Origin of the sequence: Pseudomonas sp. zfem005, assembly GCF_032621735.1 — a bacterium.
Lineage (GTDB): Bacteria > Pseudomonadota > Gammaproteobacteria > Pseudomonadales > Pseudomonadaceae > Metapseudomonas > Metapseudomonas solani.
Genome location: NZ_JAVYJE010000017.1, coordinates 42,511 through 55,478, shown reverse-complemented (window position 1 = coordinate 55,478; position 12,968 = coordinate 42,511). Strand labels below are relative to the sequence as shown.

Sequence of the window (12,968 nt, the reverse complement as noted above, 5' to 3'; positions counted from 1 at the left end):
AGGGTGCAGAGCTGGCGCATGACAGGGGTGAAGAGGAACCAGTCGGTTACTCCGCCTTGGCCTGCCCCGGCAGAATCGCCGACAGGGCGGGCATGGCGGCGGCGAAAAAATCACCGAACTGGTATTTCACCCCCTCGATCAGCAACGGCAGCAGGTGGCCGCGATGCTGGTTGAAGTGCGCGTCGGCACGGTCGGCCAGGCGGAAAGCCGCACCGTCCTCCGGCTGCGCATTGACGTGCTGGAGCACCAGCGTCTCGATCTCCGCCACCACCGGATCGCCCAGGTTGGCGAGGATGGCGCCGATGGCCAGGGACTCACTGCCCTCGCCGCGCTCGATCTTTACGCCCTGCAGCAGGCGCGCGGCCTTCTTCAGGGCGTTCCAGGCCGGCATGGCATTGGCCGGGCGCATGACGTAGGAGATGCCATCCAGGTTGATGCGATGTTCGGCGTTCATGTTCAGGCGACCCCTTGTTCCAGGCTGACGTTGGCGCGTTCGAAGACGATGACCCACTGGATGTCGTTGGCTTCGCTGCCACGGGTCACTTCAGGACGCGTGGTGAAGTAGCCCTTGGTGGCGCTGATCAGGTCTTCGTTGAGCAGGTCGCGCACTTCCAGGGTCAGCGGCACGAAGGCCTTGAGGTTGCCGTCCTGCAGGGCGCGCAGGCCATTGAGGTACTTGTTGTCCGCCGAGTGCTGCTTGAGCTTCAGGGTCAGGGTTGCGGAACGGTCGTTGTTGGCGACGAAGACGCCGCTGCCGTTGCTGCCCATCTTCAGGGTGCCGGCGGCATTGTTGAAGGCCAGTTTGAGGGCGTCGGCGCCGCTGGCCCAGTCGCGGATCTCGTAGCCGTTGATCAGGACGGACAGTTGGTTCTGGTCATAGATAGCCATGGAAAATCTCCGGAAAAGAAAAGGCCCCATCGAAGGGGCCGAAAAATAGGTTGGCGATGGGATCAGCGATCGAAGTTGACCAGCACGTCCACCGAGTGCACGGCGCCGGCCATCTTCAGGGCCACCTGGATCGGCGGCGCCTTGCGCTGCTCACGGTCGGAGGTGGACAGGTTGTCGACGCTGTCAGCCCAGACGTAGAAGCCTTCGTCGAGGCGCTCGCCGCTGACGAGGTTGCCGAAGGGGTCGCCGTTCCATACGCCGGGGGCGAAGGCGCCGTTGTTCACGCCTTCGCGGCAGACCTTGCGTACCGAGGCGAGCAGACGGGCGACGCCCGCGTCGGTCAGCGGCACCTTGCCCGGGGATCGGTACAGGGTGGCGAAGACTTCCTTCTGCACGGCGTCGACGTACCAGTCGAGGATGTGCACTTCATCGAAGAAGCGACCGCCGATGACGGTGCCTTCGGCGACCATCGCCGACTCGTCGAAGTAGGTGTAGAAGTTCAGGCCCAGCTTGCGGCACTTGTCGGCCTCGGTGAGGGTCAGGTTGTCCGCGCTGATGCCGGGCAGCTGCTTGAACTTCATGGTCAGGGTGGAGTTGTTGGCGGCGAAGTTCACCGACAGCGCACGGGCCAGCCAGCTGTTCACCGCATAGGGGTCGTTCTTGTCGAAGACCGCGACGGTGCGATGGCTCTGGCGATCCACCAGGCGCTTGAAGGGGTTGCTGGCGACGTTCTCCAGGTGGCTCGGGTTCTGGGTGGTGACACCGAACACCTTCTTGTCGGCGGCCAGCACCCAGGCGGAGGCCTGTTCGATCTCGTCGTCGGTCAGGGACGCGGCGACGGTGGCGGCGTACCAGCCGGCGTTGACGTCCAGCAGCGCGGCGAAGGCCTGCGGCAGGGTCTGCGCGGAAAGCACCAGGGCATCGGCACCGGCGACCTTCTGCGCCATGCCGTTCTCCAGGCGCAGCAGGCCACCCAGGTAGGTGCCGGTGGCGCCCAGGTCCTGGGCGAAGCCGATGGCCTTGGCGGCGCCAGCGACATCGGCGTCGAGGATGAAGCGGTTGGCGACGGCGTCATAACGGCAGCTGACGGCCTGGGCGGTCAGCTTGGCGTCGATCAGCGCGGCGATGGCGGCGAAATCGGCGGCGGCGCTGAAGTTCAGGCCGCTCACGTCCTGGCGCACGCCGTCGACGGTGATGGACAGCTGGCCGGCGCTCACTGCCTTCAGTTGCTCCAGGTTGGCCAGCAGCGGGGTGCCGTTGATGGCGGCCTTGACCGCCGGCACGTTGCGGGTCGATTTCAGCCAGCGTGCCACCAGCAGTTGCTTGGGTCGCGGGCTCTGGGCGAAGAAGGCGCTGGCGGCGATGGCGGTCTGCGAGGAGCTGCCGAAGGCGGCCTCGACTTCGCCCTGGCTGGCGCAGCTGATGTACAGGGTCGAAGCGTCGATGAAGACGTTGCCGGCCTCGGGGGTGAACAGGGCCAGTTGGCCGAAGTCGCGGCGCGGGGTGGATACCGGCTGCACGTTGAGTTGTACGTTTACGATCTGCGAAAGCGGAAGGGACATATCAGGTCTCCGATGTATTCACTGTGAGGGTGGCGGTGAGGCCCGTATCGGTGTGGGCGGTCACCACCGAGGAAGCGATGTGTTTCTGTTCCAGGGTCACGCGGTGGTCGTGGCCGAGGACGAGGTCGATGCGTGCCTGTTCGCGGGCTACGCCCGCCTCGACGCTGGACAGGTTTTCGATCGGCGCCGTGCGCAGCAGCGCGACACCGAGGCGCCGCAAGCGGTCCTGGGCGAGGCTGGACTGCAGCACCGAGCGCGCGTCATGGATCAGGTTCAGGGCGCCGGCGCCGTAGCCGACGAGGCCGAAGGTGGTCTCGCAACTGGTGACGACGGTTTCCCGTTCGTTGTTGCCGTTGAATTCGCGGCGGGACTTGCCCTGCTCCGCCGACTGCGTTTCACGCAGGCTGGCGTAGAGCCCGGACGGCGGTGCTGCTGCCTGGTCCGCCGCGATCAACGCGCCGACCGGCAGTTCGAGCAGGCCGCGCAATGCCTCGCGCAGGGCGACGACATCCAGCCGAGTGGCGGTGATGGTCATTGAGTCCTCCTGGTAAATAGGTGCGACCAGGCAAGCGGCGTGCAGGAGTGCGCGCCGCTGCCTTTCGGGTCGCGGTGGATAAGTTGGAAGCGAAGTGGGCGATCAGCCCAGGTGCAGGATCCGCGCGAGATTGCCGCGGGCCCGAAGCACCAGGAACAACAGGATCAGCAGGACGCCGAGCATCCAGGGCGAGAGGTGTTCGCCCTGGTAACGCCCGAGGGCGATGGTCAGTGCCTGGCATCCCGTGCACAGCGCCAGGAGGTAGGCGCAGAGTGAAACGCCGGGGCGGAAGCGTGAGCCACGCCGCCGGTAGATCAGCAGTCGGAAGCAGATCGCTGCGCAAACAACGAGGGTGCCGGTGGCCAATGGGTCATCCATCCTTGCCTCCCGCTCCACGCCGCAGGATCGTCCGCAACCAGGAAGGCAGCTGGCCGCCGCGCATCCATTCCAGCAGGCCGACGCCTGCTGTCACGCAGAGCGTCGCAGCGACGAACGCCACTGCCCCGCTGGTTTGCGAAATACCGCGACTGACCGCCTCGACGGCGGTGTAGTAACCGCCGACCCAGGACACCAACAGGTAGCCCACACGAGTGAGGGCGCCATAGTCACGGGCGAACACCACGAAGAAGATCGCGCCGCCGAAGCCGCCGATCAGTGCATTGCCATCGACACCGGGCACGATCATCGCGACCCCGGCGCCAGCCACTCCGCCTGCCATGGCGACCGCAATGCTGGGCTCGGTCATGGAAGACTCCTTGCAAGAAGGCCCGGCGGATTTCGCCAGGCCCAGAAACGCCAAAGCCCGCAGTGCGCGGGCTTCGGTTGGTTTGATTTCGATCTTGGAGCTATCTTACCTTTATCGTCCCATATCGTCAATATGGGAAAAGCCGTTTTTTAAAAGAAATTTTTCCTTATCAATGTGCAATAACGATCCCCGCGCTGGACATGGGCACTTCGAGGCGCGCCACGGCATCACGCAGCTTGCCCGATACCTTGGTGCGCCAGTCCTGGTCCCAGCGATGCAGGGTGCTTTTGGACAGCCCGGTGAGCCGCTCGACTTCGCGGATGCTGTGCGGCGGGCGACGGAACATGCGCATCAATAGTGCAAGCGCCGCACGCTGCTCGGCCGAGTCGGCCTGCGGGCGCAGCCAGTCGCGCAGGGCCGCGATCGCCACCACGAAATCACGCCCATGCGCGTACTCGGCCTGCACCACCGCCAGCTCCAGCGGGTGATCGGCCAGCAGACGCTGGGCGAAACGGATGGTCATTATCGACTGCGCCTGCCACTCGTGCGGGCTCAAACCGCTGGGCAGCTTGCTGACGAAGCTGGTGTCGAAACGCTCGCGCAGCACATCGATGGCCATCGCCGTCGACGAGCGCGGGCCGGCCTTGTGCTCAGCCATCCAGTAAGCAACCGCCAGCGCCTGTTCTGTAGTCTGGAACATGTATTTCCCCTTCCCATGGGCCGACCCCCTGGCCGGCTGAACGATGAAAGCCGCCCCATTTCGCCGCTCCCCAGGTCATCAACGGACCGGGGAAGGCGCCATGGGACGGCAGAATTTCTGGTACGGATTATATAGTAGTACCTATATTTTTGCACTTGCATTGACATAGGTCCGCCCTTATTCTGCGCCCATGGAACTCAAAGACCGCATCAAGGCCGCGCGCAAGCACGCCAACCTGAGTCAGGTTCAGCTCGCCAGCGCTGCCGGCATGACACAGACCTCTATATCCGACCTGGAACGCGGCAAATCCCGCGCGACCAGCTTCGCCACCCAGATCGCAACCATCTGCGGGGTCAGCCCGCGCTGGCTCGCAGAAGGCCATGGCGAGATGCTGGAGGGCCGCATGAGCCGCCAGCCAGGCAATGCCGACTGGTTCGGTGGCGTGGAGTCCTGGGACGATGAAACGCCGCTGGATGCCGACGAGATCGAGCTACCCTTCTATAAGGAAGTGGAGCTGTCCGGCGGCAAGGGCAGCACGGTGGTGCTGCAGACCACCGGGCGCAAGCTGCGCTTCGGCAAGTATTCGCTGCGCAAGAAGAACATCGATGCCGCCAGCGCGGCCTGCGTGACGGTGAACGGCAACAGCATGGAGCCGGTGCTGCCCGACGGCAGCACGGTGGGCGTGGACACCAGCGCGCGCACCATCAAGGACGGCGACATGTACGCCTTCGACCACGACGGCCAGCTGCGCGTGAAGCTGCTCTACCGCCTCCCAGGGGGCGGCCTGCGCGTGCGCAGCTTCAACAGCGACGAGCACCCCGACGAGCGCTACGAGCCCGGCGAGGCCGCCGAACACATCCAGATCATCGGCCGGGTGTTCTGGTACTCCGTCCTGCTCTGAACCCACCCTTCCAAACGCAAAGCCCGGCCCATTGCCGGGCTTTTTCATTACAGCCCCTACCCTCCACCACCCCACACAGCAACGCGCCACGGAGCCCCCTGGAGACAGCGAGAAGGGAAGGCTTTTGGCTTTCGGCTTGCAGCTTGAGCCTTGCCACTGCCGTCTCACTTTTTCAGACACAAAGAAAAAGGGCCTGCATTTCTGCAGGCCCTTCTCTTGTATGGCGCACTCAGGAGGATTCGAACCTCCGACCGCCCGGTTCGTAGCCGGGTACTCTATCCAGCTGAGCTATGAGTGCGTTTCGGTGGTTTTAGACCAGGTCACCACTGGTTGTCCCCAAGATACGCCGACCTCGATCGTCGCATCTGATATGGCGCACTCAGGAGGATTCGAACCTCCGACCGCCCGGTTCGTAGCCGGGTACTCTATCCAGCTGAGCTATGAGTGCGTGTAGGGCGCGCATTATAGAGATCCTTCAATCTTCGTCAACTGCTTTTTCGATATTTTTCAACAACTTATCGAACTAACCGCTGACGTCTCTATAACACTGAATAATGGCGGAGAAGGGGGGATTCGAACCCCCGACACCCTTTTGAGGTGTACTCCCTTAGCAGGGGAGCGCCTTCGGCCACTCGGCCACCTCTCCGCAACACGGGGCGCATGATATCCATGTTTTCCCCGTTTGCAAAGCAAAAAATGCAGAAAAATTAGTGGCTTGGTTCTTGGTCTTTCTCTTTCTGTATGCGTTGGTAAATCTCTTCACGGTGCACGGCAACCTCCTTCGGCGCGTTAACGCCAATGCGCACCTGATTACCTTTCACGCCTAACACGGTGACAGTGACGTCGTCACCCACCATCAGGGTCTCTCCGACCCGGCGAGTCAGAATCAGCATTCCTTTCTCCTCACGGATTTAAGTTCAGGGACAAAACAGTCTGCAAAAAAGAAATGGCATCGCCCCCTCAGGATATCAAGGGGTCTCCACCCAAGTATTGACCAGCACTGGCAAAAGGAAAGTTCCAACAGTACCGGCCAAAAACGACAAAAGGCGCGGGGTTAGCCGCGCCTTTCGCTATAAGCCTCACTCACCCTGTCGGGCGGGGGCGTCCAGCTCGAAAGCGGTGTGAAGGGCGCGCACGGCCAGCTCGAGGTACTTCTCCTCGATGACCACGGACACCTTGATCTCGGACGTGGAGATCATCTGGATGTTGATGCTCTCCTTGGCCAGGGCCTCGAACATACGGCTGGCCACGCCCGCGTGGGAGCGCATGCCGACACCGACGATGGAGACCTTGGCGATCTTGGTGTCGCCGCTGACTTCACGGGCACCGATCTCGCGAGCGGTCTGTTCCAGCACCTGCAGCGCGTTCTGGTAGTCGTTGCGGTGCACGGTGAAGGTGAAGTCGGTGGTGTTATCGTGCGCGACGTTCTGCACGATCATGTCCACTTCGATATTGGCGGCACTGATCGGCCCGAGGATCTTGAAGGCAACGCCGGGGGTATCCGGTACGCCACGGATGGTCAGCTTGGCCTCGTCGCGATTGAAGGCGATGCCGGAGATGATCGGCTGTTCCATGGATTCCTCTTCATCAAGGGTAATGAGGGTGCCCGGACCCTCCTGGAAGCTGTGCAGCACGCGCAGCGGGACGTTGTACTTGCCGGCGAACTCCACCGAGCGGATCTGCAGCACCTTGGAGCCGAGGCTGGCCATTTCCAGCATCTCCTCGAAGGTGATCTTGTCCAGGCGCTGGGCCTGGGGCACCACGCGCGGGTCGGTGGTGTAGACGCCATCTACATCGGTATAGATCTGGCACTCGTCGGCCTTCAGCGCCGCCGCCAGGGCCACGCCGGTGGTGTCGGAGCCGCCACGGCCGAGGGTGGTGATGTTGCCGTGCTCGTCCACGCCCTGGAAGCCGGCGACCACGACCACGCGACCCGCCTTGAGGTCGCTGCGGATCTTCTGGTCGTCGATCTGCAGGATGCGCGCCTTGTTGTGGGCGCTGTCGGTGAGGATGCGCACCTGGTTGCCGGTATAGGAAACCGCCGGCACGCCACGCTTGATCAGCGCCATGGAGAGCAGGGCGATGGTCACCTGCTCACCGGTGGAGACCATCACGTCCAGCTCGCGCGGCACCGGCTTATCGCTGATCTGCTTGGCCAGGTCGATGAGACGGTTGGTTTCGCCGCTCATGGCGGAAACCACCACCACGATGTCGTCGCCGCCTTCGCGGAATTTCTTGACCTTCTCGGCCACCTGCTCGATGCGCTCGACGGTGCCGACCGAGGTCCCCCCAAACTTCTGTACGATCAAAGCCATTTCAAAAGCCGCCTAATCCCGTGAAGGGCGCCCATTAAACAATCAACGCAGAACACTGCCAAGGCCCGCCGGGCGTGGGGCGGGCCGTTGGCGGCGGGGTCTTACAGACCCTGCTCGACGAACGGTACGGCCAGGGCCAGAGCCTGCTCCAGGGCCGCGGCATCGGTGCCACCGCCACGGGCCATGTCAGGACGTCCACCACCCTTGCCGCCGACCGCAGCCGCGGCCTGCTTCATCAGATCGCCGGCTTTGAGTTGGCCGGTCAGGTCCTGGGTGACGCCGGCGACCAGTGTCACCTTGCCCTCCAGCGCGCCGCCGAGCAGGATCACTGCGCGGCCGAGCTTGTTCTTCAGTTGGTCGACCAGCGCCAGCAGCGCATCGCCGTCCAGGTCCAGGCGCGCGGCCAGGACCTTCACACCCTTGACGTCCACGGCCGAGGCCGCGAGGTCGTTGCCGGCGGCGCTGGCCGCCTTGGCCTTGAGCTGCTCCAGCTCCTTCTCCAGCTGGCGGTTGCGTTCCACCAGGGCGGAGAGCTTGTCCAGCAGGTTGTCACGGCTGCCCTTGACCAGGCCGGCCGCTTCCTTGAGCTGTTCCTCGGCGCCATTCAGGTAGGCCAGCGCCGCTGCGCCGGTCACTGCCTCGATACGACGCACGCCAGCGGCCACGCCGCCTTCGCTGGTGATCTTGAACAGGCCGATGTCGCCGGTACGGGACACGTGGGTGCCGCCGCACAGCTCGACGGAGAAGCCGTCGCCCATGCTCAGCACGCGCACCTGGTCACCGTACTTCTCGCCGAACAGCGCCATGGCGCCCTTGGCCTTGGCGGTCTCGATATCGGTTTCCTCGGTATCGACCGCGCTGTTCTTGCGGATCTCGGCGTTGACGATGTCTTCCAGCGCCTTCAACTGCTCGGGCTTGATCGCCTCGAAGTGGCTGAAGTCGAAGCGCAGGCGCTGGCTGTCCACCAGGGAGCCCTTCTGTTGTACGTGCTCGCCCAGTACCTGGCGCAGCGCAGCGTGCAGCAGGTGGGTGGCCGAATGGTTGAGCGCGGTGGCCTGGCGCACTTCGCCTTCCACTTCCGCCTTGACCGAAGCACCGGCGCTCAGGCTGCCCTTGGCGACCACGCCGTGGTGCAGGAAGGCACCGCCGGCCTTGGTGGTATCGCGCACGTCGAAGCGCACACCGGCGCCTTCGAGGTAGCCACAGTCACCGATCTGGCCGCCGGATTCGGCGTAGAACGGGGTCTGGTCGAGGACGACAACGCCCTCCTCGCCTTCCAGCAGGCTGTCGACCGCCTGGCCATCCTTGAACAGCGCGACGATCTGGCCGGCGCCGGAGTAACCCTGGTAGCCGAGGAAGCGGGTATCACCGTCAACCTTGACCAGGCTGTTGTAGTCCATGCCGAAGGCGCTGGAAGCACGGGCGCGCTGGCGCTGGGCTTCCATTTCGCGCTCGAAGCCTTCCTCGTCGATGGTCAGCTCGCGCTCGCGGGCGATGTCGGCGGTGAGGTCGGCAGGGAAGCCGTAGGTGTCGTACAGCTTGAACACCACGTCGCCCGGGATGACGCTGCCGGAGAGGCCGGCCAGGTCCTGCTCGAGGATCTTCAGGCCGTTCTCCAGGGTCTTGGCGAACTGCTCTTCCTCGGTCTTCAGTACGCGCTCGATGTGTTCCTGCTGCTGCTTGAGCTCGGGGAAGGCTTCGCCCATCTCGCCAACCAGCGCGGCAACGATCTGGTGGAAGAAGCTGCCCTTGGCACCCAGCTTGTTGCCGTGACGGCAGGCGCGGCGAATGATGCGGCGCAACACGTAGCCACGGCCTTCGTTGGAAGGCAGCACGCCGTCGGCGATCAGGAAGGAGCAGGAGCGGATGTGGTCGGCAACCACCTTCAGCGAGGCCTGGCCTTCGTTGGCGCAGCCGATGGCCTTGGCAGCGGCGTTGAGCAGGCTCTGGAACAGGTCGATCTCGTAGTTCGAGTTGACGTGCTGCAGCACGGCGCTGACGCGCTCCAGGCCCATGCCGGTGTCCACGCTCGGCGCCGGCAGCGGGTGCATCACGCCGTCCGCGGTGCGGTTGAACTGCATGAAGACGTTGTTCCAGATCTCGATGTAACGGTCGCCGTCCTCTTCCGGGGAGCCGGGCGGGCCGCCCCAGATGTCCGGGCCGTGGTCGTAGAAGATCTCGGTGCAAGGGCCGCACGGGCCGGTGTCGCCCATCGCCCAGAAGTTGTCGGAGGCGTAAGGCGCGCCCTTGTTGTCGCCAATGCGAACCATGCGCTCGGCGGGGATGCCGACTTCCTTGGTCCAGATGTCGTAGGCCTCGTCATCGCTGGCGTAGACGGTGACCCAGAGCTTGTCCTTGGGCAGGTTCAGCCATTTGTCCGAGGTGAGGAATTCCCAGGCGTAGGTAATGGCATCGCGCTTGAAATAGTCGCCGAAGCTGAAGTTGCCCAGCATCTCGAAGAAGGTGTGGTGGCGCGCGGTGTAGCCCACGTTGTCCAGGTCGTTGTGCTTGCCACCGGCACGCACGCACTTCTGGCTGGTGGTGGCGCGGGTGTAGGCGCGCTTTTCCAGGCCCAGGAAGCAGTCCTTGAACTGGTTCATGCCGGCGTTGGTGAACAGCAGGGTCGGGTCGTTGCCCGGGATCAGGGAGCTGGAGGCGACGCGAGTGTGCCCCTTCTCTTCGAAGAAGCTCAGGAAGGCTTCACGGATTTGAGCGCTTTTCATAGGTTCTTCCACGGAAACTGCGGCCACGAATCGCCGGCAAAGGGCCGCATTATATAGGCCCTGTGCCTGCGGGATAGTGCCTTTATGCGATAGAAAACGGCTATCGGAGGCTATCAGGTGATCAACGGCGGCGGAACTCGGCGAACGCCTCGATTACCCGCTCGATACCGGCGGCGTCGACGTCCAGGTGGGTCACCATGCGCAAGCGCGGCGCGGCACTCAGGACGATGCCCCGCTCGGCCATGAACGCCTTGACGGCCGGCGCCTGCGAACCCAGGTCAACATAGACCATGTTGCTCTGCACCGGCTCCACGCTGTAGCCCAGTTCCGACAGCCCGGCGCCCAGGCGCGTAGCGTTGGCGTGGTCGTCCGCCAGGCGCTGCACCTGGTGATCCAGGGCGTACAGGCCCGCAGCGGCCAGCAGGCCGGCCTGGCGCATGCCGCCGCCGACCATCTTGCGCAGGCGCCGGGCCTTGGCGATCAGCGCCGCGCTGCCGCACAGCACCGAGCCCACCGGGGCGCCCAGGCCCTTGGACAGGCACACGGAAACCGAATCGAAATGCTGGGTGATCTCGCCGGCGTCCACGCCCAGCTTCACCGCCGCGTTGTACAGGCGCGCGCCGTCCAGGTGCAGCGCCAGGCCGCGACGACGGGTCATTTCCCGCGCCGCCGCCAGGTACGCCAGGGGCAGCACCTTGCCCTGCATGGTGTTTTCCAGCGCCAGCAGGCGGGTGCGGGCGAAGTGGAAGTCGTCCTGCTTGATCGCCGCCTCGACCTTGGCCAGGTCCAGCGAGCCATCGGCTTCGCCATCGACGGGCTGCGGCTGGATCGAGCCGAGCACCGCCGCGCCGCCGCCTTCGTATTTATAGGTGTGGGCCTGCTGGCCGACGATGTACTCGTCACCGCGTTCGCAATGGGCCATCAGCCCCAGCAGGTTGCTCATGGTGCCGGTGGGCACGAAGAGCGCCGCCTCGAAGCCCAGGCGCTCCGCGAGCGTGGCTTCCAGGCGGTTGACGGTGGGGTCTTCGCCATAGACGTCATCACCCAGCGGCGCCGCCTGCATGGCGTCGCGCATGCCGGGCGTGGGTTGGGTGACGGTATCGCTGCGCAGGTCTATGACGGCCATCTCGGGGCTCCTTGGCTGGGTAAGGGAACGACCCTAAAGGAGCGCGACGAGAGGAGCAAGGGGGAGCGAAACGTCCTTCGGCAAGCCGTAGCCCGGGCATCAGCCCGGGAACGAGACGCGCGTCGGATCAGTCGACTTCGGCGGGGACGATGAGGATGCCCGCGCGCAGGCCGTTCTTCACCTTGGGGTTGGGGAAGATGATGCGCGCGCCCTCCTCCTCGATCACCCAGCGGGTGCCGGCGATGTCGTCGGCCAGCAGGTAGCCGACCGGCAGCTCGCTGAAGTTCTCGATGTCCGCCGGCAGGTGCAGCTGGAAGGCATCGCTGTGCTTGATCACCTCGCGGGACACGGAGAACAGCTGCAGCGCGCCGAGGTCCTCGCCCTCGTCTTCCGGCTCGGCGCCTTCCACCAGCAGGCGCAGGCGTGCTTCCAGCAGGTCGAGGTTGACCTGGCCGTTCTCGCCGAACGGGCGCGCCTTGCCCAGCTCCAGGGTGAAGGCTTCGGCCTCCAAGCTGGCGTAGGTGTAGGAGCTGAAGGTGATGCCGGTCTTGTTCTGCAGCAGCACCGCTTCGATGCCGGCAGCGCCCAGGCGTGCCAGTTCGCGGCGGGAATGTTCGCGCCCTTCCTTGTACGGATAGAGGGCGAACTGCTCGATCTTCGAGCCACGGATGGCGGTGTGCAGGTCGTAGTGCAGGCGGGTACGGCCCGGCTTGATGAAGAAGGCCGCAGCCAGGCGCTCCAGCTCGTTGGCGCGCATCGCCTCGACGCCGCTGGTCTGCTCGTGGCGGCCGTTGAAAAGGCGGTTGATGTCCTGCTCCAGGTAGCGCTCACCGCGGCGCATGGCCTCGGGGTTGCCGAGCAGGAAGAGAATCCGCGAGCGGGGCTTCAGCTCGCCGCGGGCCACGCCTTGCAGGAGGCGGTCCAGCAGCTCGATCGGCGCCGTCTCGTTGCCATGGATGCCGGCGGAGAGCAGCAGGTCCATGCCATTGTCGGCGTTGACGGGCGGGGTGACCTCAAGCGCCCCCTCGCCCAGCCAGTGCAGGCGGGTGCCCTCGGCGGTCAGTTGAATCTTCTCGGTCGGCTCGCGGCCGGCCAGGGTCAGTTCAAGCAGTTTGCCAAGGGCCAACATCCGCTATTCCTCAATGATCGTGGTTGCAGTCCGGGCCATGCACGTGGCCGTCCTCGTCGTCATCACCGGCGTCGGCCGGCTCCATCTCCAGCTGCAGGCTGACCAGGTTGGTGGCCAGCGGACGCAGCAGCAGGTTGGCGTACTCGGTATCGCCTTCCTCGACATCGACGCCGATCAGCAGCTGGCCATTGCCAGCGGTCTGGATCCAGACCTCCTTGCCCTGCCACATCACCGCGAAGCGGGTGCAGGAGGTTTCGAGCTGGGTGCCATCGGTATCTTCGAGGATGAGTTGCAGGGCGTCGGACATCTTTGAACTCCTAAAGGGAAGCTGGAAGCTAAAAGCT

14 protein-coding genes and 3 tRNA genes are annotated in these 12,968 nt (G+C 64.5%); 1 reads left to right on the top strand and 16 read right to left on the bottom strand.

Annotated elements, in window-relative coordinates; translation table 11 throughout:
• Window positions 1-46: 46 nt before the first annotated feature.
• The 7 genes from RTW82_RS29195 to RTW82_RS29165 form a co-directional block, all read right to left on the bottom strand.
• Window positions 47-454: a phage tail assembly chaperone gene (locus RTW82_RS29195; RefSeq protein ID WP_021218485.1), complete on the bottom strand. Its 408-nt coding sequence runs from the start codon at window positions 452-454 to the stop codon at window positions 47-49.
• 2 nt (window positions 455-456) lie between these two features.
• Window positions 457-888 carry a phage structural protein gene (locus tag RTW82_RS29190; RefSeq protein WP_021218484.1) on the bottom strand — a complete coding sequence of 144 codons (432 nt, stop codon included), beginning with the start codon at window positions 886-888 and terminating at the stop codon, window positions 457-459.
• A 62-nt stretch (window positions 889-950) separates the two neighbouring features.
• Window positions 951-2,450, bottom strand: coding sequence for a DUF3383 domain-containing protein (locus tag RTW82_RS29185; protein WP_316927273.1), 1,500 nt, complete (start codon window positions 2,448-2,450; stop codon window positions 951-953).
• A gap of 1 nt (window position 2,451) precedes the next feature.
• Window positions 2,452-2,985, bottom strand: a complete 534-nt coding sequence (locus RTW82_RS29180; protein WP_316927272.1) for an LIC_12616 family protein — start codon at window positions 2,983-2,985, stop codon at window positions 2,452-2,454.
• A gap of 102 nt (window positions 2,986-3,087) precedes the next feature.
• On the bottom strand, window positions 3,088-3,363 hold the full coding sequence (locus RTW82_RS29175; protein WP_031287380.1) for a phage holin family protein: 276 nt from the start codon (window positions 3,361-3,363) through the stop codon (window positions 3,088-3,090).
• Entirely contained in the window at window positions 3,356-3,730 is a 375-nt protein-coding gene (locus RTW82_RS29170) for a putative holin (protein ID WP_043242013.1), read from the bottom strand. The genes RTW82_RS29175 and RTW82_RS29170 overlap by 8 nt, the downstream gene beginning before the upstream one ends.
• A gap of 169 nt (window positions 3,731-3,899) precedes the next feature.
• Window positions 3,900-4,430, bottom strand: a complete 531-nt coding sequence (locus RTW82_RS29165; RefSeq protein ID WP_316927271.1) for a hypothetical protein — start codon at window positions 4,428-4,430, stop codon at window positions 3,900-3,902.
• 190 nt (window positions 4,431-4,620) lie between these two features.
• Between RTW82_RS29165 and RTW82_RS29160 the strand changes: the two genes are divergently transcribed.
• On the top strand, window positions 4,621-5,331 hold the full coding sequence (locus tag RTW82_RS29160; protein ID WP_043242015.1) for an XRE family transcriptional regulator: 711 nt from the start codon (window positions 4,621-4,623) through the stop codon (window positions 5,329-5,331).
• Window positions 5,332-5,552: 221 nt separating this feature from the next.
• Here the strand turns inward: RTW82_RS29160 and RTW82_RS29155 are convergent.
• From RTW82_RS29155 to RTW82_RS29115, 9 genes are all read right to left on the bottom strand, one after another.
• A tRNA-Arg gene (locus tag RTW82_RS29155) sits at window positions 5,553-5,629 on the bottom strand.
• A gap of 73 nt (window positions 5,630-5,702) precedes the next feature.
• A tRNA-Arg gene (locus RTW82_RS29150) sits at window positions 5,703-5,779 on the bottom strand.
• Between the two features lie 107 nt (window positions 5,780-5,886).
• Window positions 5,887-5,977, bottom strand: a tRNA-Ser gene (locus tag RTW82_RS29145).
• A 61-nt stretch (window positions 5,978-6,038) separates the two neighbouring features.
• Entirely contained in the window at window positions 6,039-6,224 is a 186-nt protein-coding gene (csrA, locus tag RTW82_RS29140) for a carbon storage regulator CsrA (protein WP_003283978.1), read from the bottom strand.
• Between the two features lie 186 nt (window positions 6,225-6,410).
• Complete coding sequence (locus tag RTW82_RS29135) at window positions 6,411-7,646, bottom strand: aspartate kinase (protein ID WP_021218477.1); 1,236 nt, start codon at window positions 7,644-7,646, stop codon at window positions 6,411-6,413.
• Window positions 7,647-7,747: 101 nt separating this feature from the next.
• Complete coding sequence (gene alaS, locus RTW82_RS29130; RefSeq protein ID WP_316927270.1) at window positions 7,748-10,369, bottom strand: alanine--tRNA ligase; 2,622 nt, start codon at window positions 10,367-10,369, stop codon at window positions 7,748-7,750.
• A 121-nt stretch (window positions 10,370-10,490) separates the two neighbouring features.
• Window positions 10,491-11,495, bottom strand: coding sequence for a low-specificity L-threonine aldolase (ltaE, locus tag RTW82_RS29125; RefSeq protein ID WP_316927269.1), 1,005 nt, complete (start codon window positions 11,493-11,495; stop codon window positions 10,491-10,493).
• 127 nt (window positions 11,496-11,622) lie between these two features.
• Window positions 11,623-12,624: a succinylglutamate desuccinylase gene (gene astE, locus RTW82_RS29120; protein ID WP_316927268.1), complete on the bottom strand. Its 1,002-nt coding sequence runs from the start codon at window positions 12,622-12,624 to the stop codon at window positions 11,623-11,625.
• 10 nt (window positions 12,625-12,634) lie between these two features.
• A complete protein-coding gene (locus tag RTW82_RS29115) occupies window positions 12,635-12,931 on the bottom strand; it encodes a hypothetical protein (protein WP_021218473.1) in 297 nt (98 codons plus the stop codon).
• Between the last annotated feature and the right edge of the window lie 37 nt (window positions 12,932-12,968).

Bases quoted from the DNA above. Each gene is read 5' to 3' on its own strand.
- RTW82_RS29190 (WP_021218484.1), bottom strand. From the start codon at position 888: ATGGCTATCTATGACCAGAACCAACTGTCCGTCCTGATCAACGGCTAC.
- csrA (WP_003283978.1), bottom strand. From the start codon at position 6,224: ATGCTGATTCTGACTCGCCGGGTCGGAGAGACCCTGATGGTGGGTGAC.
- RTW82_RS29160 (WP_043242015.1), top strand. From the start codon at position 4,621: ATGGAACTCAAAGACCGCATCAAGGCCGCGCGCAAGCACGCCAACCTG.
- RTW82_RS29185 (WP_316927273.1), bottom strand. From the start codon at position 2,450: ATGTCCCTTCCGCTTTCGCAGATCGTAAACGTACAACTCAACGTGCAG.
- RTW82_RS29175 (WP_031287380.1), bottom strand. From the start codon at position 3,363: ATGGATGACCCATTGGCCACCGGCACCCTCGTTGTTTGCGCAGCGATC.
- alaS (WP_316927270.1), bottom strand. From the start codon at position 10,369: ATGAAAAGCGCTCAAATCCGTGAAGCCTTCCTGAGCTTCTTCGAAGAG.
- RTW82_RS29170 (WP_043242013.1), bottom strand. From the start codon at position 3,730: ATGACCGAGCCCAGCATTGCGGTCGCCATGGCAGGCGGAGTGGCTGGC.
- astE (WP_316927268.1), bottom strand. From the start codon at position 12,624: ATGTTGGCCCTTGGCAAACTGCTTGAACTGACCCTGGCCGGCCGCGAG.
- ltaE (WP_316927269.1), bottom strand. From the start codon at position 11,495: ATGGCCGTCATAGACCTGCGCAGCGATACCGTCACCCAACCCACGCCC.
- RTW82_RS29115 (WP_021218473.1), bottom strand. From the start codon at position 12,931: ATGTCCGACGCCCTGCAACTCATCCTCGAAGATACCGATGGCACCCAG.
- RTW82_RS29195 (WP_021218485.1), bottom strand. From the start codon at position 454: ATGAACGCCGAACATCGCATCAACCTGGATGGCATCTCCTACGTCATG.
- RTW82_RS29180 (WP_316927272.1), bottom strand. From the start codon at position 2,985: ATGACCATCACCGCCACTCGGCTGGATGTCGTCGCCCTGCGCGAGGCA.
- RTW82_RS29165 (WP_316927271.1), bottom strand. From the start codon at position 4,430: ATGTTCCAGACTACAGAACAGGCGCTGGCGGTTGCTTACTGGATGGCT.
- RTW82_RS29135 (WP_021218477.1), bottom strand. From the start codon at position 7,646: ATGGCTTTGATCGTACAGAAGTTTGGGGGGACCTCGGTCGGCACCGTC.